Consider the following 20,331-nt stretch of genomic DNA (forward strand, 5'->3'; position numbering starts at 1 on the left):
GGTACGGGGGGGAGCGGGGGGGGGGGGGGGGGGGGGGGGGGGGGGAAGGAGGGGGGGGGGGGGGGGGTGTGGGGGGGGGGGGGGGGGTGTTTTCCCCCCCCCCCCCCCCCGCGGGGGTCTCACTGCATGACGGCCATGGCCAGCGCGCGGCGGGCGCGCATCGAGGCGCGTTCGGCGCGGCGCTGCATGCGGCGGGCGGTGACCAGCCGCAGGGCGGGGCGTTGGGACTCCGCCTCGCGCAGGAGGTTGTCCATATGGGCCCGGGCCAGGGCTTCTGGGATGAGTTGCATTTCGAGGTTCCTGTTCTGACGCGACGCGGTCGCGGAGGTGTGGCGGGGGGCCTTGGAGCCGAACGGCTCGGACGGGTGCTGCATGGTCGGGGCCTGCTTCTGGGGGTCGTACGTGGTGGGGTGGTCGATGGTGCCGGCGGTGCTCATGCGCTGACCGGGTTCTTGCGCGGGCGGCCACGGGGACGCTTGCGGGCCACGACCACGCCCTGGACGAACAGCTCGCCGCCCCAGACGCCCCACGGCTCGCGGCGGTCCATGGCGCCGGCCAGGCAGGCCTCGCGGAGCGGGCAGGTCTGGCAGAGCGACTTGGCGTACTCGACGTCGGCCGGGGACTCGGCGAAGAAGACCTCGGGGTCGTAGCTGCGGCAGGGCACGGAGCCACCCAGGTTCTCGATCGCGTCGTCGAGGTCGGTGAGGGTGGTCAGTGAGGTGAGGGGAGTCAAGGTGTCCTCCGTGGGGACAGGCGGGGGGATCAGGTCGGTGGCTACTGACGGGGTGTGTGCCTTGAGTTGCACGGTGTCCATGTCCTCGTCTGTGTTCCGGCTGGTGGCCGGGCTGGTTTCCCCGGGCTTGGGGGCAAGCAAAAGGGCCGCGGATCCCGGTGTGGGTTCCGCGGCCCTGGAAGGTGCCGACCTGATCGCGATCAGGCTGGATCTCTCCAGGGTTTGAGCCCACGGAAGGCCCACGTCTTGGGAAGGTGGTGCTGCGGTGCGTTCGGGGAACCGGCGCCATTGGCGGGCGCGGCGACGACATAGGCCTGGGCCTGTGCCGTTGCTGCTGCCTTTACCGGGGACGTCATGGCCGGTCGCTGTTCCAGCTGGACCATTCCGGCACCGGACAGACCGGTGCCCTGGAACGGGCCGAAGGCGGAGCCGAGCATGCCGGCGGAGCTGACGCGGCGATCGGTCATTTTGTCGCGGCTGATAAAGCTGATCATTTTCTCCGCCTCCTCTCGGCGTCTCGGGGGACCGGTCGAAACCGGTCCGAGTCTTCGGTTCAGTACAGCACGGATCCAACGAATCCCGGTAGTACCGCAGAGCCGTCGTTCCCTGCTGGGAAGGCTATGGGTATGCCGTCCACACGCGCAAACTATTTTTCCGGAGATTCTTCGGACGTGTCCTGGGACACGTTGTCCGACGCCGGAACGTCGCCCGCGCACAGGGCGAGGACATCGGCTCCGAACCTGGCGAGCTTGCGTCCTCCGACTCCAGAGATGCTCGCGAGCTCCGGTTCGGTTCCCGGAACGGCCTCGGCGATCGCGAGGAGTGTCTTGTCGGTGAAGACGCAGAAGGCGGGCTGGCCCAGCAGGGCGGCCTGCTCGGCCCGCCAGTCGCGCAGCCGCTCGTAGAGCGCCTCGTCGAGCTCCGAGGGGCAGTCCTCGCACCGCATGAGCTTGATCTCCCCGGCCGCGGTGAGGGTCCGGCCGCAGACCCGGCAGCGCACCGGGACGCGCCGGCCCCGGGCGCCGTGCTCACCGCCGTGCCCGCCCGGTCCGGAACCGAAGCCGGAGGCGAAGCCGGAGCCGGAGCCGCCCGTGGCGAAGCCCGGGCCGCCGTACGCGGAGGTGGTTCCGAAGCCGCCGCCGGAGCGGGGCGCGGCCGAGCCGGGCCGCAGGCCGCTCAGGAAGCGGGTGGGGCGCCGGGAGGGGCGGCCGCCGGGGGTGCGGGAGAGGGACCAGGACAGGAAGAGGCGGGTGCGGGCGCGGGTGACGCCGACGTAGAGGAGGCGGCGCTCCTCCTCGATCTGCTCGTCGGTTTTGGCGTAGGTGATCGGCATCATGCCCTCGGTGAGGCCGACCAGGAAGACGGCGTCCCATTCGAGGCCCTTGGCGGCGTGGAGCGAGGCGAGGGTCACTCCTTCGACGGTGGGCGCGTGCTGGGCGGCGGCGCGTTCGTCGAGCTCGGCGACGAGGTCGGCGAGGGTGGCGTCGGGCCGGACGCGGACGAAGTCCTCGGCGAGCCGGACGAGGGCGGCGAGGGATTCCCAGCGTTCGCGCACGGCGCCGGAGCCGGCGGGGGGCTCCGGGGTCCAGCCGCGGGTGCTGAGGACGGCCCGCACCTGGGCGGGTACGTCGTCGGCGCCGGCGAGCTGGGGGTCGGTGTGGTGGCCGGCGCGGGCGGCGCCGCGCAGCAGGAGTCCGGCCTCGCGGACCTCGGGCCGCTCGAAGAAGCGTTCGGCGCCGCGCAGCTGGTAGGGGACGCCGACGTCGGCGAGGGCCTGTTCGTAGACCTCGGACTGGGCGTTGACGCGGTAGAGGATGGCGATCTGGCTGGCGGGGACGCCGGAGGCGATGAGGTCGCGGACTCGGCGGGCGGTGGCCTCGGCCTCGGCGGGTTCGTCGGCGTATTCGGTGTAGGCGGGGTCGGGGCCGGGGTCGCGCTGGGAGATGAGCTCGAGGCGGTGTTCGGCGGCGCGGCCGCGGGCCTGGGAGAGGAGGCCGTTGGCGAGGTGGACGACCTGGGGGGTGGAGCGGTAGTCGCGGACGAGTCTGACGACGGTGGCGTGCGGGTGGCGGATGCGGAAGTTCAGCAGGTGGTCGGGGGTGGCGCCGGTGAAGGAGTAGATGGTCTGGCTGGCGTCGCCGACGACGCAGAGGCTGTCGCGGTCGCCGAGCCAGAGGTCGAGGAGGCGCTGCTGGAGGGGGCTGACGTCCTGGTACTCGTCGACGACGAAGTGCTGGTACTGGCGGCGGACGGTGTCGGCGATGTCGTGGCGGTCCTGGAGGACGCCGACGGTGAGCAGCAGGACGTCCTCGAAGTCGATGGTGCCGCGGTCGCGCTTGAGCTGTTCGTAGGTGGCGTAGACGCGGGCGATCTCGGCGGCGTCGCGGGGGGCTTCGCGGCCGCTCTTGGCGGCGGCGGCCGGGTAGTCCTCGGGGACGGTCTGGGTGACCTTGGACCATTCGATCTCGCCGGTGACGTCGCGGAGCTCGTTGCGGTCGAGGCGGACGCGGCAGCGGGCGGCGGCCTCGGCGACGACCTGGACCTTGCGTTCGAGGAGGCGGGGCATCTCGCCGCCGACGGCCTTGGGCCAGAAGTACTGGAGCTGGCGGAGGGCGGCGGAGTGGAAGGTGCGGGCCTGGACGCCGCCGGCGCCGAGCTGGCGGAGGCGGCCGCGCATCTCTCCGGCGGCGCGGTTGGTGAAGGTGACGGCGAGCACGGCGGCGGGCGGGAGGATGCCGGAGCGGACGCCGTAGGCGATGCGGTGGGTGATGGCGCGGGTCTTGCCGGTGCCGGCGCCGGCCAGCACGCACACCGGGCCGCTCAGGGCGGTGGCCACCTGGCGCTGCTCGGGGTCGAGCCCGTCGAGCACCGCGTCGGCGGAGGCCGGCACCTGGGGGAAGAGGGTGGAGTGCGTTGCTGGTGTCACCCCGCCATGCTGCCAGGTCCGCGGGGGCGACCGGGAATGTCGTCCACAGCCGGGGCCGTATGGTCGTACCGGTACGACCGGAGTCCCGTGGTGGGAATGCCGGCCGGTGGGTGAGCGTTCTCCTTCCGGAATTACACCGAGGAAAAACGAAGGAAAAGGAGCGCGGGTCGCATGTCGAGCAGCGTGACGATGTACAGCACGACGTGGTGCGGTTACTGCCGCCGTCTGAAGAGCCAGATGGACCGCGAGGGCATCGCGTACAACGAGGTCAACATCGAGCTCGACGCCGACTCGGCGGCCTTCGTGGAGAAGGCGAACGGTGGCAACCAGACGGTCCCCACCGTTCTCTTCGCGGACGGCAGCACGCTCACCAACCCTTCGCTGGCCCAGGTCAAGGCCAAGATCGGCGTCTGAGGCCGACGAGCCGGCGAAGGGGCGAGCCGGCGAAGGGGCGCGGCGGCCGCTACGGCAGCGGCTCGCCGTACCAGAGTTCGATCAGGCGGGCCGCGATCGAGATGCCGGTGGGAGGCAGGACCTCCCCGGTCTTGAACGCGGCCCGCAGCTCGTCCCGCGAGAACCAGCGCGCCTCGTGGATCTCCTCCCCGTCCACCTGGATGTCGGCGGAGGTGGCGCGTGCCATGAAGCCGAGCATGAGGCTGGAGGGGAAGGGCCAGGGCTGGCTGGCGATGTATTCCACGTCGCCGACGACGACGCCCGCCTCCTCGGCGACCTCGCGGCGTACCGCCTGCTCGATGGACTCGCCCGGCTCGACGAAGCCCGCGAGGGTCGAGAAGCGGCCTTCCGGCCAGTGCATCTGGCGGCCGAGCAGGGCGCGGTCCTGTTCGTCGGTGACCAGCATGATCACGGCCGGGTCGGTGCGCGGGTAGTGCTCGGCGCCGCAGGCCGGGCAGCGGCGGATGTGGCCGGCGGCGGCGATGACGGTGCGCTCGCCGCAGCGGGAGCAGAAGCGGTGGAGCCGCTGCCAGTTCTCCAGGGCGACGGCGTGGACGAGCAGGCCGGCGTCGCGCGGCGAGAGGAGCAGCCCGGCCTCGCGGAGGCCGGCGGGGCGCGCGGACTGGTCCATGCGGCCCGGCAGGGCGTCCTTCTGCAGCGCGAAGTAGGCGACGCCGTCGCCGTCCCGGCCGAGGAAGTAGCGGTGGGTCTCGGTGGGGGGTGCCTCGAAGGCGGGGGTCATCACCAGTTCGGTGCGGCCGTCGGGGGTGTCGTCGATCAGCGCCTGGCCGCCGGAGACCACGAAGACCCGCGTCGAGGGGTGGCTCCACGCCGCGGAGAGCCAGGCCTCGTCCAGGCGGTGGTGCGCGGCGCGGTCGATGCCGCTCGCGCCGCTGAGCGTGATCGGCCGGTCTGCTGCGAATTCGGTCCAGGTGCTCACGGCTGCTTCCAACTCCCCCTACGGATGGTGTGTTGCCTCGGGCCCGCCGGGGCGGGTCAGCGGGTGGGTGCGGTCCGGGCCGGGTCGGCGGGGTCGCCGGCGGCCAGGTCGCTCCAGAGGTACGCGGCGGTCTCGACGCCCTTCATGAGGAGGTCGAGCTCGACCTTCTCGTTGGGCGCGTGCCAGCCGTCGGAGGGCACGGAGATGCCCAGGAACAGTACGGGCGCGCCGAGGACGTCCTGCAGGTCGGCGGCGGGGCCGGAGCCGCCCTCGCGGGTGAAGCGGATCTTCTGGCCGAAGGCGCGGCCCATGGCCCGGACGAGGGACCGCAGGTACGGGTGGTCGAGGGGGGTGAGGCAGGGGCGGGTGGCGCCCCAGAACGTCACCTCGTGGCGGATGCCGGTGGGCAGCCGGGCCGCGACCCAGTCGCGGATGGCGTTCTGGACGCGGTCGGCGTCCTGCCCGGCGACGAGCCGGAAGGAGAGCTTGAGCTGGGCGGACGAGGGCACGATGGTCTTGCCGCCGGGGCCTTGGTAGCCGCCGGTCAGGCCGTTGACCTCGGCGGTGGGGCGGGCCCAGACGCGTTCGAGGGTGCTGTAGCCGGTTTCGCCGAGGGCGCCGTGGGAGTGGGCGGTGCGCAGCCAGCGCTCCTCGTCGAAGGGGAGCTCGGCGAAGAGCTCGCGCTCGGTGTCGGTGAGCTCGACGACGCCGTCGTAGAAGCCGGGGACGGCGACGCGGCGGTCGTCGTCGTGGAGGGCGGCGGCCAGGCGGGCGGCCTCGGTGGCGGGGTTGGGCACGGCGCCGCCGAAGGAGCCGGAGTGGATGTCCTGGTCGGGGCCGCGGAGGTCGATCTGGCAGTCGGTGAGGCCGCGCATGCCGGTGCACACCGTGGGGGTGTCCTCGGCCCACATGCCGGTGTCGGAGACGATCACGGTGTCGCAGGCGAGGCGGTCGGCGCGGTCGCTGACGAGGGCGGGGAAGTTCGGCGAGCCGGACTCCTCCTCGCCCTCGACGAGGAGCTTGAGGTGGACGGCGGGGGCGGTGCGGCCGGTGGCCGCGAGGTGGGCCCGGACGCCGAGGGTGTGGAAGAGGACCTGGCCCTTGTCGTCGGCGGCGCCGCGGGCGTAGAGGCGGCCGTCGCGGACGGTGGGCTCGAAGGGCTCCGTGTGCCAGCCGTCCTCGCGGGCGGCGGGCTGGACGTCGTGGTGGCCGTAGACCAGGACGGTGGGGGCCTGGGCGTCGTCGGAGGGCCATTCGGCGAAGACGGCGGGGGCGCCGGGGGCGTCCGGGGTGCCGGTCTCCCAGATCTCGACGACCGGGAAGCCGGTGTCCTTGAGCTTCGCGGCCAGCCAGTCCGCGCTGCGCCGGACGTCCTCCGCGCGGGCGGGGTCGGCCGACACCGACGGGATGCGCAGCCACTCGGCGAGGTCGTCGAGGAACGCGGCGCGATGGGCGTCGATGTACGTGCGGACGGCGCTGTCCGGGGTGCTGCTCATGACATCGAGCCTATCCGTACACGGGGTGTGACCGGGACCGGGTTTCGTCACATGCCCTCTCCGGTGGCCGCTCCCCCGCCGGCGGCCGGGTCGGGGCCGGTGCCGAGGAGGAGGCGCTCCAGCCCGGCCCTGTCGGGCAGGCCGGGCGGGTGGACGGTGGCGCCGTCGCGGATGTGGACGAAGGCGGCCGTGACGGAGGACACGGGCACACCCTGGCGTTCGGCCCAGGCGACGCGGTAGATCGCGAGCTGGAGGGGGTCGGCGTCCTGGGCCCGGCCGGTCTTCCAGTCGACGATCTCGTAGGTGTCGCCGTCGGGGCCGCGGTGGCGGTAGACGGCGTCGATGCGGCCGCGGATCACGCGGCCGGCGAGCACGATGCGGAAGGGCGCCTCGACGCGGTACGGGGTGCGGTGGGCGTAGGGGGTGCGCTCGAAGGCCTCCTTGAGGGCGGCCAGGTCGCGCTCGTCGGCGATCTCCGGGTCGTCGTCGGGGCCGCCGGGGAGTTCGTCGGGGCCGAGGAGGGGCAGCGGGAGGGCCTCGAAGCGGGATTCGACCCAGGCGTGGAAGCGGGTGCCGCGGCGGGCGGCGGGCCGGGGGCGGGCGGGCATGGGGCGGGCCAGGTCGCGGGCGAACTCCTCGGGGTCGGCGGCGAGCCGTACGAGCTGGGAGGCGCTGAGGGCGGGGGGCAGCACGATGTCGCGGACGGTGGCGCGGGCGCGCTGGAGCTCGCCGGTGAGGGTGGCCAGGTCGCGGTCCCAGGAGGCGATGGCGCGGGCCTCCTCGGGGGTGGGTGCCATGGCTTCCTCGGGGGTGGCCGCCATGGCCTCCCGGGGGGCGGTCCCCTGACGCGTGTGGGCCCGTACGGCGTCGGCCGCCTCCCGACGGCGGGCCAGGGCGGCGCCGTCCAGGGGCAGCGGCCAGACGTGTTCCCGCTCGGCCTCCTCCAGGGCCGGGTTGGTCTCGTCGTCGCCCGGCCGCTCGGCCCAGGCCTCGATCTCGCCGTGACCGGCCTCGCAGTGGGCGCGGAGGCGTTCGAGGAACTCCGAGGGGCCGCGGCGGCGCTTCTGGGCCGGGCCCCACCAGTGGCCGGAGGCCAGCAGGAGGGAGCGGGGGCGGGTGAAGGTGACGTAGCCGAGGCGCAGCTCCTCGGTGGCCTTGTGGTCCTTCATGTCCTGCTGGTAGGCCCTCAGACCCTTGGCGTCCCAGGTCTCGACGGTGGGCAGGGTGTCGGCGTCGCCGCGCAGGGTGTGCGGGAGGACGTGGGCGTGGGCGGTCCAGGAGTCGGTGCCCTTGGTGCTGGGGAAGGCGCCGTCGACGAGGCCGGGAACGGCGACGACGTCCCATTCGAGGCCCTTGGACTTGTGGGCGGTGAGGATCTTCACGGTGTTCTCGCCGCCCGGCAGCGAGCTGTCGAGGCCCTTCTCGTACTGGGCGGCGGTGCGCAGGAAGCCGAGGAAGGAGGCGACGGTGGTGTCGCCGTCGAGGGCGGCGAAGCCGGCGGCGATGTCGAGGAACTGGTCGAGGGTCTCCTTGCGGCGGGCCGCGAGGGCCTGGGGGGAGGCGGCCAGTTCGACGTCGAGGCCGGTGGTGGTGAGGACGCGGTGGAGGACGTCCATGAGGGGGTCGGCGAGGGCGCGCCGGAGGTCGCGGAGTTCGGTGGCGAGGCGGGCGAAGCGGACGCGGGCCTCGGTGGAGAAGGGGAGGCCGTCGTCGGGGGCGCCGGCGGGGGTGAGGAAGGTGTCGAGGGCGTCGGCGAGGGAGATCACCTCGGCGGGGTCGGTGCCCTCGACGGCTTCGGCGAGGCGACGCTCGGGGTCGGTGCCGGTGCCGGTGCCGGCGTAGGGCACGAGGGTGCGGGCGCGGCGGCCGAGGAGGGCGAGGTCGCGGGGGCCGACGCGCCAGCGGGGTCCGGTGAGGAGGCGGACGAGGGGGGCGTTGGCGGTGGGGTCGGCGAGGACCTCGCAGACGGCGACGAGGTCGGCGATCTCGGGGAGGTGGAGGAGGCCGGAGAGGCCGACGACCTCGACGGGGAGGTCCCGTGCGACGAGGGCGGCCTGGATCCGGGCGAAGTCGCCGGCGGTGCGGCACAGCACGGCGATGTCGCCGGGGCGGGTGCCGGTGCGGACGAGGTGGGCGAGGGAGCCGGCGAGCCAGTCGAGTTCGGCGGCGTGGGTGGGCAGCAGGGCGCAGCGGACGGTGCCGTCGTGTTCGGCGCCGGGGGCGGGGCGCAGCGCCTCGACGCCGTGGTGGCGGGCGCGGAGGGGGGCGGCGAGGCCGTTGGCGAGGTCGAGGAGGCGGCCGCCGCTGCGGCGGTTCTCGCTGAGGGTGTGGCGGCGGGCGGGGCTGCCGTCGGCGTGCGGGAAGTGGGCGGGGAAGTCGTCGAGGTTGGCGACGGAGGCGCCGCGCCAGCCGTAGATGGCCTGGCAGGGGTCGCCGACGGCGGTGACGGCGTGGCCCGTGCCGCCGCCGAAGAGGCCGGCGAGGAGGATGCGCTGGGCGACGGAGGTGTCCTGGTACTCGTCGAGGAGGACGACGGCGAACTGCTCGCGGAGGATGCGGCCGGTCTCGGGGCGGGTGCGGGCGAGCTCGGCGCACAGGGCGATCTGGTCGCCGAAGTCGAGGAGGTCGCGGTGTTTCTTCTCGCGCCGGTAGGCCTCGACGAGCTGGAGGAGTTCGAGGCGGGCGCGGGCGGCGTCGGGGGCCTTGCGCAGGTCGGCGTTGGTGAGACGGGCGGTGCCGAGGGCGGCGAGCAGCTCGTGGTCGTGGGCGCGGAGCCGGGCGGGGGGCACGAGGTGCTCGGACAGTTCGCCGTCGAGGGTGAGGAGGTCGGCGACGAGGTCGGCGAAGGGCCGGGTGAGGGCGGGGTGGGGGCCCGGGGAGGTGCGCAGGACGCGGGCGGCGAGCTGGTAGCGGGTGGCGTCGGCGAGGAGGCGGGCGGTGGGCTCGAGGCCGATGCGCAGGCCGTGTTCCTTGAGGAGGCGGCCGGCGAAGGCGTGGTAGGTGGAGATCTGGGGTTCGCCGTCGGTGCCGGGCTCGTGGGGGGCGCCGGGGGTGATGCCGGCCTCGCCGAGGGCCTTGCGGACGCGTTCGGCGAGCTCGCCGGCGGCCTTGTTGGTGAAGGTGAGGCCGAGGACCTGTTCGGGGGCGACCTGCCCGGTGCCGACGAGCCAGACGACGCGGGCGGCCATGACCGTGGTCTTGCCGGAGCCGGCGCCGGCGACGATCACCTGCGGGGCGAGGGGCGCGGTGACGCAGGCCATCTGCTCGGCGGTGAAGGGGATGCCGAGGAGCTCCTTGAGCTGCTCGGGGTCGGTGAGACGGGGGGTCCGGGGGGTCACCCTGTCCACCGTAACGGGGGGTGCCGACAACGCCGGACCGTCGTACGTCACTCCACCACCTGGCGGCCCTCGGGCCGGGCGGTGCAGGAGGAACGGAAGGAGCAGTGGGAGCAGTGGCGGCCGGGGCGGGGGGCGAAGCGCTCCTCGAGGACGCGGCCCGCGGCCTCGGCGAGGAGCTCGCCGACCCATTCGCCGTCGAGGGCCTCCTGGCCCTGGACCCGGGGGACGGTGTCGCCGCCGTCCTTCTTGGGGGCGCCCTGGCGGAGGTGGACGAGTTCGGCGCCGCCGGGGCGGGGGCGGGTGCCGTCGAAGAGGCCGTCGACGGCGCCCTCCTGGACGGCGAGCTGGTAGACGGCGAGCTGCGGGTGCTGCTCGACCTCGGCGGCGGAGGGGGTGTTGCGGCCGGTCTTGAAGTCGACGACGTAGGCGTGGCCGTGGTCGTCGCGCTCCACGCGGTCCATGGAGCCGCGGATGCGGACCTGGTACTGGCGGGCCTTGAGGGTGACGTCGAAGGGGTGCTCGGTGGCGACGGGGGTGCGGCCGCGTTCCATGACGTGCCAGCGCAGGAAGCGTTCGAGGGCGGCGCGGGCGTCGTCCTTCTCCTGCCGGGACTTCCAGGGGGCGTCGAAGGCGAGGGAGTCCCATACGGAGTCGAGGCGCTCCATCAGGACGGCGAGGTCGGCGGGCGTACGGCCGGAGGCGACCTCGTCGGCGAGGACGTGGACGACGTTGCCGAAGCCCTGGGCCGCGGTGGCGGGGGCGTCGGCCTTGACCTCGCGGCCGAGGAACCACTGGAGGGAGCAGCCGGCGCCGGTGAGCTGGCCGAGGGCGGAGCCGGAGAGGGCCAGAGGCTGCTCGGGGTCGCGCAGGGGCGCGGGGGCGCTGGTGGTTTCGGCCAGGCCCCACCAGCGGTCGGGGTCGGCGGCCGGGACGAGGGGCATGCCGTCGTCGTCGCGGAGCGCGGCGAGGGCGGCGAGCCGCTGGGCCGCGGCGGCCCGCAGGGTGGCGGAGGCGTGGGGGTCGACGGTGGTGGCGCGGAGTTCGGCGACGAGCGGGGCGACGGCGAGGGGGCGGCGGGGGCGCTGGGTGACGTCGACGGGCTGGACGCCGAGCTCGGTGAGGAAGCGGGACGGCTGGTCGCCGTCCTCGGCCGCGGCCTTGACGGCGGTGACGACGAGGCGTTCGCGGGCGCGGGTGGCGGCGACGTAGAAGAGGCGGCGCTCCTCGGCGAGGAGGGCCTTGGGGGTGAGGGGTTCGGCGAGGCCGTCGCGGCCGATGCGGTCGGCCTCGAGGAGGGAACCGCGGCGGCGCAGGTCGGGCCAGAGGCCCTCCTGGACACCGGCGACGACGACGAGCCGCCATTCGAGGCCCTTGGAGCGGTGGGCGGTCATGAGGCGGACGGCGTCGGGGCGCACGGGGCGGCGGGTGAGGGTGTCGGCGGCGATGTCCTGCGCCTCGAGCTCGTCGAGGAGGTTGAGGGCGCCGCGGCCGCCGGTGCGTTCCTCGGCGCGGGCGGCGGTCTCGAAGAGGGCGCAGACCGCGTCGAGGTCGCGGTCGGCGTTGCGGCCGGCGGCCCCGCCGCGGTGCGCGGCGCGCTGCAGGCGGGCGGGCCAGGGGGTGCCGTCCCAGAGGGTCCAGAGGGCCTCCTCGGCGGTGCCGCCGTCGGCGAGCAGCCGGCGGGCCGCGGCGAGGAGCGCGCCGAGGCGCTGGGCGCCGCGGGCGTAGGCGGGGTCGTGGGCGACGAGCCGGGCGGGCTCGGCGAGGGCCTCGGCGATGAGCACGTCGGACGGCCGCGGCACCCGCTCCCCGGCGGCCCGCTCCTCCTCCCGAAGCGCCCGCCCGAGCCGTCGCAGGTCGGAGGCGTCCATACCGCCGAGGGGCGAGGTGAGCAGGGCGAGCGCGGTGGCGGGGTCGAGGGGGGCCGCCCCCGGGGCCGCGGTCGTACCGGGGGTACGGGGCTCCGCGGGGGTGCCGGACGCGACGGGGTCGCCGGGGGCCGGCGTACCGCCGGGGCCGGGCTCGGCGGGCGCGCCGACGGCACCGTACGGGCCGGAGACGCCTGACACGGCGCGCTCGCCCGTCGTACCGGCGGTACGGGGCTCGGCGGGGGTGCCGGACGCGACGGGGTCGCCGGGAGCCGGCGTACCGCCGGGGCCGGGCTCGGCGGGCGCGCCGGGCTCGGCCGGCTCTCCGGGCGTACCGGCCGCGCCGGGCATCCCGAGCGCGCCGTTCTCGGCAGAACCCGGTGCGTCCGGCCCGGTCGCCGGGGCCGCCGGCTCGCCGGAGGAGCCGGTCGCCGCTTCCGCCACCGCCCGCAGGGCCATGAGCAGGGGCGCCACCGCGGGCTCGTGGCGGAGGGGGAGGTCGTCGCCGTCCACCTCCACGGGGACGCCGGCGCCGGTGAGGGCGCGGCGGAGGGGGGGTATCGAGCGGGAGCCGGCGCGGACGAGGACGGCCATGTCGTGCCAGGGGACGCCGTCCTCGAGGTGGGCGCGGCGGAGGATGTCGGCGATGTTGTCGGCCTCGGCGCCGGCCGTGGGGAAGGTGCGGGCCTCGACGCGGCCGCCGGCGCGGGGAGTGGCGAGGTCGCGGTGGGCGCGGACGGCGTCGGCGGGGAGCCGGGTGAGCGGCATCCGGTGGGTGAGGAGCCGGGTGGCGGCGAGGAGGCCGGCGCCGGAGCGGCGGGAGGTGGCCAGGACACGGACGGGGGCGGGGGTGCCGTCGTGGCGGGGGAAGGCGGTGGGGAAGTCGAGGATGCCGTTCACATCGGCGCCCCGGAAGGCGTAGATGGACTGGTCGGGGTCGCCGAAGGCGACGAGGGTGCGGCCGCCGCCGGCGAGGGCGCGCAGCAGGCGGACCTGGGAGGCGTCGGTGTCCTGGTACTCGTCGACGAGGACGGCGTCGTAGCGGCGGCCGAGCTCGGCGGCGGCGGTGGTGTCGCGTTCGGCGAGGAGGACGGCGCGGTGGACCAGCTCGGCGTAGTCGAGGACGCCGCGCGCGTCGAGGACGTCGAGGTACTGGGCCATGAAGGAGGCGGCGGCGCTCCAGTCGGGGCGGCCGATGCGGGCGGCGAAGCGGGCGAGGTCGTCCTCACCGAGGCCGAGCTCGCGGCTGCGGGCGAGGACGGCGCGCACCTCGTCGGCGAAGCCGCGGGTGGTGAGGCAGGCGCGGAGGTCGCCGGGCCAGCGGACGCGGCCGAGGCCGCGGGCGGCGAGCTCGGTCTCGCCGGCGAGCAGCTCGCGGACCATGACGTCCTGTTCGGGGCCGGAGAGCAGGCGCAGGGGTTCGGCGAAGAGGCCGGCGTCCTGGTGGGCGCGGACGAGCGCGTAGCAGTAGGAGTGGAAGGTGGTGGCCTGGGGGGCGGGGGCGCCGCCGAGGCGGGCGGCCATGCGGTCGCGGAGTTCGACGGCGGCCTTGCGGCTGAAGGTGAGGACGAGGATGCGGTCGGGGTCGGCGCCGCGCCGGACGCGGGCGGCGACGGTCTCGACGAGGGTGGTGGTCTTGCCCGTGCCCGGTCCGGCCAGCACCAGCAGGGGTCCCCGGTCGTGCTCAACCACGGCCCGCTGCGCCGCGTCCAGCTCAGGAGGGGCCACCGGCCCCGGTGGGGTGCGTACGAGGCGGTACGCGCCCGTGGCGGGGCGGGAGGGCGGAGAGGAGCTCACGTGGTTTGCCGGTCCTGGTGGGAGTGCGGGGTGTCGTGCGGCCGTCGGTGCTGAGGCGGGGCGCGGTCCTCGACGCTACGCCAGGAGAGGGGTGGGGCGCAGGACGTCCGGTGGGTCGCCGTGGTGCCCGGGCGGCCTCATCCGTTCGGGTCATACCGGGGTCGCGGCGGTCCGGGGGGCGTGGACGGCGGGGGCGGTCAGGTGGGCGGATTCACACCGGAGCCGTCCCAGCGGGCGCGGGCGAGGGCGAGGCGGGGGAGGTGTCCTTCGGCGGTGCGGCCGGCGTCGCGCAGCGGGGTGCCCTCGGCGCGGTAGTGCTCCAGGGCGCGCAGCTCGTGGCCGGGGAGGAGGGCGCCGTCGGCGCGGACGACGCGCCACCAGGGGACGGCCGCGCCGTAGAGGGCCATGACGCGGCCGACCTGCCGGGGGCCGCCCTCGCCGAGCCATTCGGCGACGTCGCCGTAGGTCATCACCCTCCCGGGCGGGATCGTCTCGGCGACGGCCAGCACGCGTTCCGCGTATTCGGGGAGCTCGGTCACCGGTCCATACTGCCGCACGCCACCGACACCGCGGCCGGCACGGACCTCCGCCCCGCAGGACGCACCGCAGGACGCCTCGCAGGACGCACCGCAGGACGCACCGCAGGACGCACCGCACGACGGACCGCACGACGGGCCGCACGCCGCACCTACCGGAGCCAGCCATTCCACAAGATCACCCAGAGTGCGCCGGAGGACTACAGGGCGTACGATCTCCAGTCCGCGCCCCCGAAATGCACCCTGATACCCCCTTGCCCGGCCGGGTCGTGCCACCATCTTCCGGGCGGTGACTGGTGATACGAGACCGAGAAGAGACCAACGAGCAGCAGGGCGTACGGCCTCCTGAGGAGGCCCGCGCCCCGAAGGTGCTGCCCTGCGACGGCGAGGCGGAGGACCGCGGCAGGTACACGTGCGACGACGGCGAGGTCACCATCGACAAGGTCTCCGGCGACGAGCCCCTGCTCCCCGCCCGCGTCCACCGCCCGGCCGATCTCGTGCGGCTCTTCCTGGGCATCGTCGGCATCGCCCTGGTGCTGGCGCTGGCCGCCTTCGCCCACGCCACCACCACCGGCCTGGAACAGGACATCAGCGAGAGCACCGGCAAGGCGCCCCAGCTGCTGGCCAGCTTCGCCGGGCTGGCCGCCAACGTCGCGATCTTCATCGTGCCGGTGGCGTTCGCCATCGAGCGGCTGATCAAACGGGACGGCCTGCGCATCGCCGACGGCGTGCTGGCCGCCGTCCTCGCGCACGGCGTGTCGCTGGCCACCGACCTCTGGGTCGCCGAGGCCGCGCCCGAGTCGATCCGCGACGCGCTCACCCAGACCTCGCCCACCGGCGGCGTCACCGACCCGGTGCACGGCTACCTGGCCCCCGTGATCGCCTATATGACGGCCGTCGGGATGTCCCGGCGCCCGCGCTGGCGGGTCGCGATGTGGGTCGTCCTCCTCCTGGACGCGTTCGCGGTGCTGGTCAACGGCTACACCACGCCGTTCTCCATCGCCGTCACGGTCCTGATCGGCTGGACCGTCGCCTACGGCACGCTCTACGCGGTCGGCTCCCCCAACGTCCGCCCCACCGGCCAGCACCTGCTGGCCGGGCTGCGCCGGGTGGGCTTCAAGCCCGTCACCGCCCTGCGCGCGGAGGACGCCGGCCACGCCGAGCCCGCGGCGCCCCACGACCGGGGCCGCCGCTACATCGTCACGCTGGAGGACGGCCCGCCCCTCGACGTCACCGTCGTCGACCGCGAGCAGCAGGCGCAGGGCTTCTTCTACCGCGTCTGGCAGCGGCTGGCACTGCGCAGCGTCATCCAGCGCCGCAGCCTGCTGTCCCTGCGCCAGGCCCTGGAGCAGGAGGCGCTGCTGGCCTACGCGGCCATCGCCGCCGGGGCCAACGCGCCCAAGCTGATCGCCACCTCCGAGCTGGGCCCGGACGCCGTCATGCTCGTCTACGAGCACGTCGGCGGCCGCACCCTCGACGCGCTGGCCGCCGACGAGATCACCGACGACCTGCTGGACGGCGCCTGGCGGCAGGTGCGGGCCCTGCAGTCGCGGCGGATCGCCCACCGCAGGCTCGACGGGGACGCCCTGCTGGTGGATCGTTCCGGCAATGTCGTCCTGACCGATCTGCGCGGCGGCGAGATCGCCGCCGGCGACGTGATCCTGCGGATGGACGTCGCCCAGCTGCTCGTCACCCTCGGCCTGCGGGTCGGCGCCGAGCGGGCGGTGGCCACCGGTGTGGCCGTGCTGGGTCCCGACGCCGTCGCCGACAGCCTCCCCCTGCTCCAGCCGCTGGCCCTGACCCGGATCAGCCGGGCGACGCTGCGCCAGCTCGCCCGGGAGCGTGCCGAGCGCGAGCGCGAGAAGGTCCTGGAGGCCGCCCGGCTGGCCAAGGAGGCCCGCTCCGGCGAGGCGTCCCCCGACGAGGTCAGCCGCAAGGCGCTCAAGGCCGAGCGGCAGGCCGAGAAGAAGGCCATGGACGAGGCGCTGGAGGAGGCCCGCGAGGAGGACCTGCTCGCCCGGATCCGCCGCCAGGTGCTGCTCATCCGGCCGCAGGCGCCCATAGAGCCCGTGCGCCTCGAACGCATCAAGCCACGCACCCTCATCAGCTTCGTGGCCGGCGCGTTCGCCGCCTACTTCCTGCTCTCCCAGCTCACCCACATCAAGTTCGGCGATCTCGTCGACAAGGCCAACTGGGCCTGGGTGGCGGTCGCGGTCGCCTTCCAGGCGCTGACCTACGTCGCCGCGGCGCTTGGCCTGCTGGGCTTCGTGCCGGAGAAGGTGTCCTTCGCGCGCACGGTCGCCGCCCAGGTCGCCGGGTCGTTCGTGAAGCTCGTGGCGCCCGCCGCGGTGGGCGGCGTCGCCCTCAACACCCGCTTCCTCCAGCGCGCCGGCATCCGCCCCGGCCTGGCCGTGGCGAGCGTGGGCGCCTCCCAGCTGTTCAGCCTGGCCTGCCACATCCTGCTGCTGCTGTCCTTCGGCTACGTCACCGGGACCGAGCGCAGCTCCTCCCTCGGACCCTCCCGCACCGTGATCGGCGGCCTGCTCACCGCGGCCGTGCTGGTGCTGGTCGTCGCCGCGATCCCGGTCCTGCGGAAGTTCGTGTCGACCCGGCTGCGCTCGCTGTTCGCCGGCGTGGTGCCGCGCATGCTGGACGTCCTCCAGCGCCCGCAGAAGCTGTTCGCGGGCATCGGCGGCATGGTGATGCTGACCGCCGCCAACGTGATGTGCCTGGACGCCTCGATCCGCGCCTTCGGCGGCGAGCTCAGCTACGCCAGCATCGCCGTGGTCTTCCTGACCGCCAACGCCCTGGGCTCGGCGGCGCCCACCCCGGGCGGCGTGGGCGCGGTGGAGTTCGCCCTCACCGGTGCCCTGACCTTCGCGGGCCTGCCCGCGGAGCAGGCGGCGCCGGCGGTCCTCCTCTTCCGGCTGATGACCCTGTGGCTGCCGGTGCTCCCCGGCTGGGTGTCCTTCACCCACCTCACCCGCAAGAGCGCCATCTAGAGCCGGATCACCTTGCGTCTGCGAGCCGCGACGCCGTACGGTGCCGCACATGCGGTCGTACACCATCGGGCGGGCAGCCCGTCTGCTGAGCGTGAGCCCCGACACGGTCCGCCGCTGGGCCGACGCCGGCCGGATCCCCACCCGCCGTGACGAGGCGGGGCGACGCCTGATCGAGGGCCCGGACCTGGCGGCCTTCTCGGTGACGCTGGCGGCCGAGGCCGCCGAGCCGGATGAGGCGGGCGAGGCGTACACCACGGCCCGCAACGCCTTCCCCGGCATCATCACGGCCGTGAAGCTGGGCGACGTGGCCGCCCAGGTGGAGGTCCAGGCCGGCCCGCACCGCCTGGTCTCCCTCCTCACCCGCGAGGCCGTCGAGGAGCTCGGCCTGGCCGTCGGCATGGAGGCCGTGGCCCGGGTGAAGGCCACCAACGTGCACATCGACCGCGCCTGAGGAGCCCCCATGCCCCGCACCACCGTCCGGGCGGCCCTCGCGGCCACCCTCCTCGTCCTTCCCCTCGCCGCCTGCTCGGCCGAGGAGACCAAGGGCGACGCCAAGAAGCCGACGACGGTCACCGTCCTGGCCGCGGCCTCCCTCACCGACGTCTTCAAGCAGGCCGGGGCCGCCTACGAGAAGAGCCACCCGGACACCAGGGTCACCTTCTCCTTCGCGGGATCCCAGGAGCTTGCCGCCCAGGTCCGCCAGGGCGTCCCGGCCGACGTCCTGGTGACGGCCGACAGGAAGACGATGGACGGCCTGAAGGAGCGGACCGCCACTCCCCGCACCATCGCGAAGAACCGCCTGACCATCGCCACGGCACCGGGCAACCCGAAGCACATCGCCGGCCTCGCCGACCTCGGCAAGCCGGACCTGAAGGTCGTCCTCGCGGCCCCCGAGGTCCCCGCCGGCCGCTACAGCGAGAAGATCCTCGACCAGGGGCACGTCACCGTCCACCCGGCCTCCCAGGAGCCCAGCGTCCGCGCGGTCCTGAGCAAGGTCTCCCTCGGCGAGGCCGACGCCGGGATCGTCTATGTCACCGACGCGGCCTCCGCCAGGAACAAGGTCGCCACCGTGACCATCCCCGACGACGCCAACGCCGTCGCCTCCTACCCGGCGGCGACCCTCAAGGACGCCCCGCACGCCCAGGAGGCGCGGGACTTCGTGACGTGGCTCAGCGGGGACGAGGCGCGGCGACTGCTCGGGGCCGCGGGCTTCCAGCGGCCATGAGACCGGGCCGTACGGGGGCGGGGCGCGCCAGGGCGGGTCGTACGGGAGCGGGCCGCAGGGGGACCGGACGCGCTCCCCTGACGCTGGCGGTGCCGGCGGCCGCGGCGGTGGTGTTCCTGGCCCTGCCCCTGGCGGGCATCCTGGCCCGCACCCCCTGGCACGACCTCCCCGCCCGTCTGACGGCGCCCGCCACCACGGAGGCGCTGCGCCTGAGCCTCGTGGTGTCGCTGGGGGCCCTGGGGCTCTCGCTGCTGCTGGGCGTCCCACTGGCCTGGCTCCTGGCGCGCACCGACTTCCCGGGCCGGACGCTGGTCCGCTCCCTGGTGATGCTGCCGATGGTGCTGCCGCCCACGGTCGCGGGCGTGGCCCTGCTCCAGGGCTACGGCAGGAACGGCGTACTGGGGCCGTTCCTGGAGGACCTGGGTGTGACCCTGCCCTTCTCCACGGCGGGCGCGGTCGTCGCCTCCGCGTTCGTGGCGATGCCGTTCCTGGTGATCAGCCTGGAGGGTGCGCTGAACACGCTGCATCCCCGCTACGAGGAGACGGCCACCTCCCTCGGAGCCTCGCCGCTGCGGGTGTTCCGCACGATCACCCTCCCGATGATCGCGCCGGGGCTGTTCGCGGGCGCCGCGCTGTGCTGGGCGAGGGCCCTGGGGGAGTTCGGCGCGACGATCACGTTCGCGGGGAACCTCCCCGGCACCACGCAGACGCTCCCCCTGAAGGTCTATCTGCTGCTCCAGGAGGACCCCGAGGGCGCGACGGCCCTCTCGCTGCTCCTGCTGACGATCGCGACGCTGGTCCTGTTGCTGCTGCGCGGCCGCTGGCTGAACCCGGGGGCACGGGCGGACGGCTACGGCACGGGGACGGACGCCGGCGCGGAAACGACGGCATCGGAGTCGCGGCCCGCCGCCGTACCGGAGACGACACCGCCGCCCGCGCCCGACGCCCCGCGCTACCCGCTGCGCACCGTCGTGGAGGGCGCCGTCGCGGCCGACCTCACCGCCGAGCCGGGCGACACGATCGCGATCGTGGGCCCGAACGGGGCCGGCAAGACGACGCTCCTGCGCGCCCTGCTGGGCCTCACCCGGCGCGCCACCCCGGGCACCCTGCTGCTGGGCGGCGCCGAGACCGTCACGCTCCCGCCCCACCGCCGCCGCATCGCCTGGGTCCCCCAGGACGGCGCGCTGTTCCCGCACCTCACCGCGCTGGACAACACGGCGTACGCGCTCCGGGCGCAGGGCGTGCCGCGGGCCGAGGCGCGCGAGCGGGCCCGGGTCTGGCTGGCGGACCTCGGCCTGGCCTCCCTGGCCCACCGCAGGCCGGCCCGGCTCAGCGGCGGTCAGGCCCAGCGGGTCGCCCTGGCCCGCGCCCTGGCGTCCCGCCCCCGGCTGCTGCTGCTGGACGAGCCGCTGGCCGCCCTGGACGCGTCGACCCGGGCCCACGTCCGGCACACCCTGCGGACGCACCTGGCGGCCTTCCCCGGGGTGTGCCTGATCGTCACCCACGACCCGGTGGAGGCGGTGTCGCTGGCCGGCCACGTCCTGGTCCTGGAGGACGGCCGCACGACGCAGTACGCGACGCCCGCCGAGCTCACCCGGCACCCCCGTTCGCCGTGGACCGCCCGGATGCTGGGCCACAACGCCTGGCCGGCCGAGGCCACGCCGGAGGGCATGCTGCGGCTGGCCGGCGGGGCGAGCCTGGCCACCGCCGACCCGGCGCCGGACGCGGTGACGGCGGGGCTGGCCGTGGTCCGTCCCGAGGCGGTGTCCCTGCACACGACGCGCCCGCACCGGTCGGGCAGCAGCCCCCGCAACGCCTGGGAGGGCACGGTGCGGGAGATGACGCGGCACGGCAGCAGGGTGCGGGTGACCGTGGCCGGCGTGCCGGAGGTGACGGCCGAGATCACCCCGGCCGCGGTGGCGGACCTGGCCCTCGCCGAGGGCGGCCCGGTGTGGGTGACGGTGAAGGCCACGGAGGTCGCCTTCGTGGCGCGGTAGGCAGTGGCAGGCGGCGGGCGGCA

Annotated in this window: 14 protein-coding genes; 5 read left to right on the plus strand and 9 right to left on the minus strand. The window is 75.0% G+C overall.

The genetic code is table 11. From position 1 onward, the window contains the following. Positions 1-119 precede the first annotated feature (119 nt). The 4 genes from AC07BS_RS29685 to AC07BS_RS29700 all read right to left on the minus strand — a co-directional run bounded on the left by AC07BS_RS29685 (position 120) and on the right by AC07BS_RS29700 (position 3,659). Positions 120-437: a hypothetical protein gene (locus AC07BS_RS29685; RefSeq protein ID WP_478935069.1), complete on the minus strand. Its 318-nt coding sequence runs from the start codon at positions 435-437 to the stop codon at positions 120-122. After that, entirely contained in the window at positions 434-805 is a 372-nt protein-coding gene (locus AC07BS_RS29690) for a WhiB family transcriptional regulator (protein WP_478643222.1), read from the minus strand. Before AC07BS_RS29690 ends, AC07BS_RS29685 begins: the two co-directional genes overlap by 4 nt. A 128-nt stretch (positions 806-933) precedes the next feature. Next, entirely contained in the window at positions 934-1,227 is a 294-nt protein-coding gene (locus AC07BS_RS29695; protein ID WP_478642741.1) for a hypothetical protein, read from the minus strand. Positions 1,228-1,379: 152 nt separating this feature from the next. Next, positions 1,380-3,659, minus strand: a complete 2,280-nt coding sequence (locus AC07BS_RS29700; protein WP_478642743.1) for an ATP-dependent DNA helicase UvrD2 — start codon at positions 3,657-3,659, stop codon at positions 1,380-1,382. A 171-nt stretch (positions 3,660-3,830) separates the two neighbouring features. On the opposite strand from AC07BS_RS29700, the gene AC07BS_RS29705 reads away from it, so the two are divergent. Then, on the plus strand, positions 3,831-4,073 hold the full coding sequence (locus AC07BS_RS29705) for a mycoredoxin (protein WP_478642745.1): 243 nt from the start codon (positions 3,831-3,833) through the stop codon (positions 4,071-4,073). A 49-nt stretch (positions 4,074-4,122) separates the two neighbouring features. Here the strand turns inward: AC07BS_RS29705 and nudC are convergent, their stop codons facing one another. From nudC to AC07BS_RS29730, 5 genes are all read right to left on the minus strand, one after another. Next, entirely contained in the window at positions 4,123-5,052 is a 930-nt protein-coding gene (gene nudC / locus AC07BS_RS29710) for an NAD(+) diphosphatase (protein WP_478642746.1), read from the minus strand. Positions 5,053-5,108: 56 nt separating this feature from the next. Continuing rightward, positions 5,109-6,548 (minus strand): dipeptidase, encoded by a 1,440-nt coding sequence (locus tag AC07BS_RS29715; RefSeq protein ID WP_478642749.1) that lies wholly within the window; start codon positions 6,546-6,548, stop codon positions 5,109-5,111. A 47-nt stretch (positions 6,549-6,595) separates the two neighbouring features. Further along, positions 6,596-9,886: an ATP-dependent DNA helicase gene (locus AC07BS_RS29720; RefSeq protein WP_478935070.1), complete on the minus strand. Its 3,291-nt coding sequence runs from the start codon at positions 9,884-9,886 to the stop codon at positions 6,596-6,598. A gap of 47 nt (positions 9,887-9,933) precedes the next feature. Further along, on the minus strand, positions 9,934-13,548 hold the full coding sequence (locus tag AC07BS_RS29725) for an ATP-dependent helicase (protein WP_478935071.1): 3,615 nt from the start codon (positions 13,546-13,548) through the stop codon (positions 9,934-9,936). Between the two features lie 197 nt (positions 13,549-13,745). Further along, positions 13,746-14,105: an MGMT family protein gene (locus AC07BS_RS29730; protein WP_478642754.1), complete on the minus strand. Its 360-nt coding sequence runs from the start codon at positions 14,103-14,105 to the stop codon at positions 13,746-13,748. Positions 14,106-14,518: 413 nt separating this feature from the next. Between AC07BS_RS29730 and AC07BS_RS29735 the strand changes: the two genes are divergently transcribed. The 4 genes from AC07BS_RS29735 to AC07BS_RS29750 are packed head-to-tail and all read left to right on the plus strand — an operon-like array spanning position 14,519 to position 20,308. After that, positions 14,519-17,086, plus strand: a complete 2,568-nt coding sequence (locus AC07BS_RS29735) for a flippase-like domain-containing protein (protein WP_478935082.1) — start codon at positions 14,519-14,521, stop codon at positions 17,084-17,086. 49 nt (positions 17,087-17,135) lie between these two features. Next, complete coding sequence (locus tag AC07BS_RS29740) at positions 17,136-17,537, plus strand: TOBE domain-containing protein (RefSeq protein WP_478642756.1); 402 nt, start codon at positions 17,136-17,138, stop codon at positions 17,535-17,537. 9 nt (positions 17,538-17,546) lie between these two features. Beyond that, positions 17,547-18,311 (plus strand): molybdate ABC transporter substrate-binding protein, encoded by a 765-nt coding sequence (modA, locus tag AC07BS_RS29745; protein ID WP_478935072.1) that lies wholly within the window; start codon positions 17,547-17,549, stop codon positions 18,309-18,311. Then, positions 18,308-20,308, plus strand: coding sequence for an ABC transporter permease (locus AC07BS_RS29750; protein ID WP_478935073.1), 2,001 nt, complete (start codon positions 18,308-18,310; stop codon positions 20,306-20,308). The genes modA and AC07BS_RS29750 overlap by 4 nt, the downstream gene beginning before the upstream one ends. Positions 20,309-20,331 lie beyond the last annotated feature (23 nt).

The organism is Streptomyces sp. NPDC044063, from assembly GCF_056434285.1.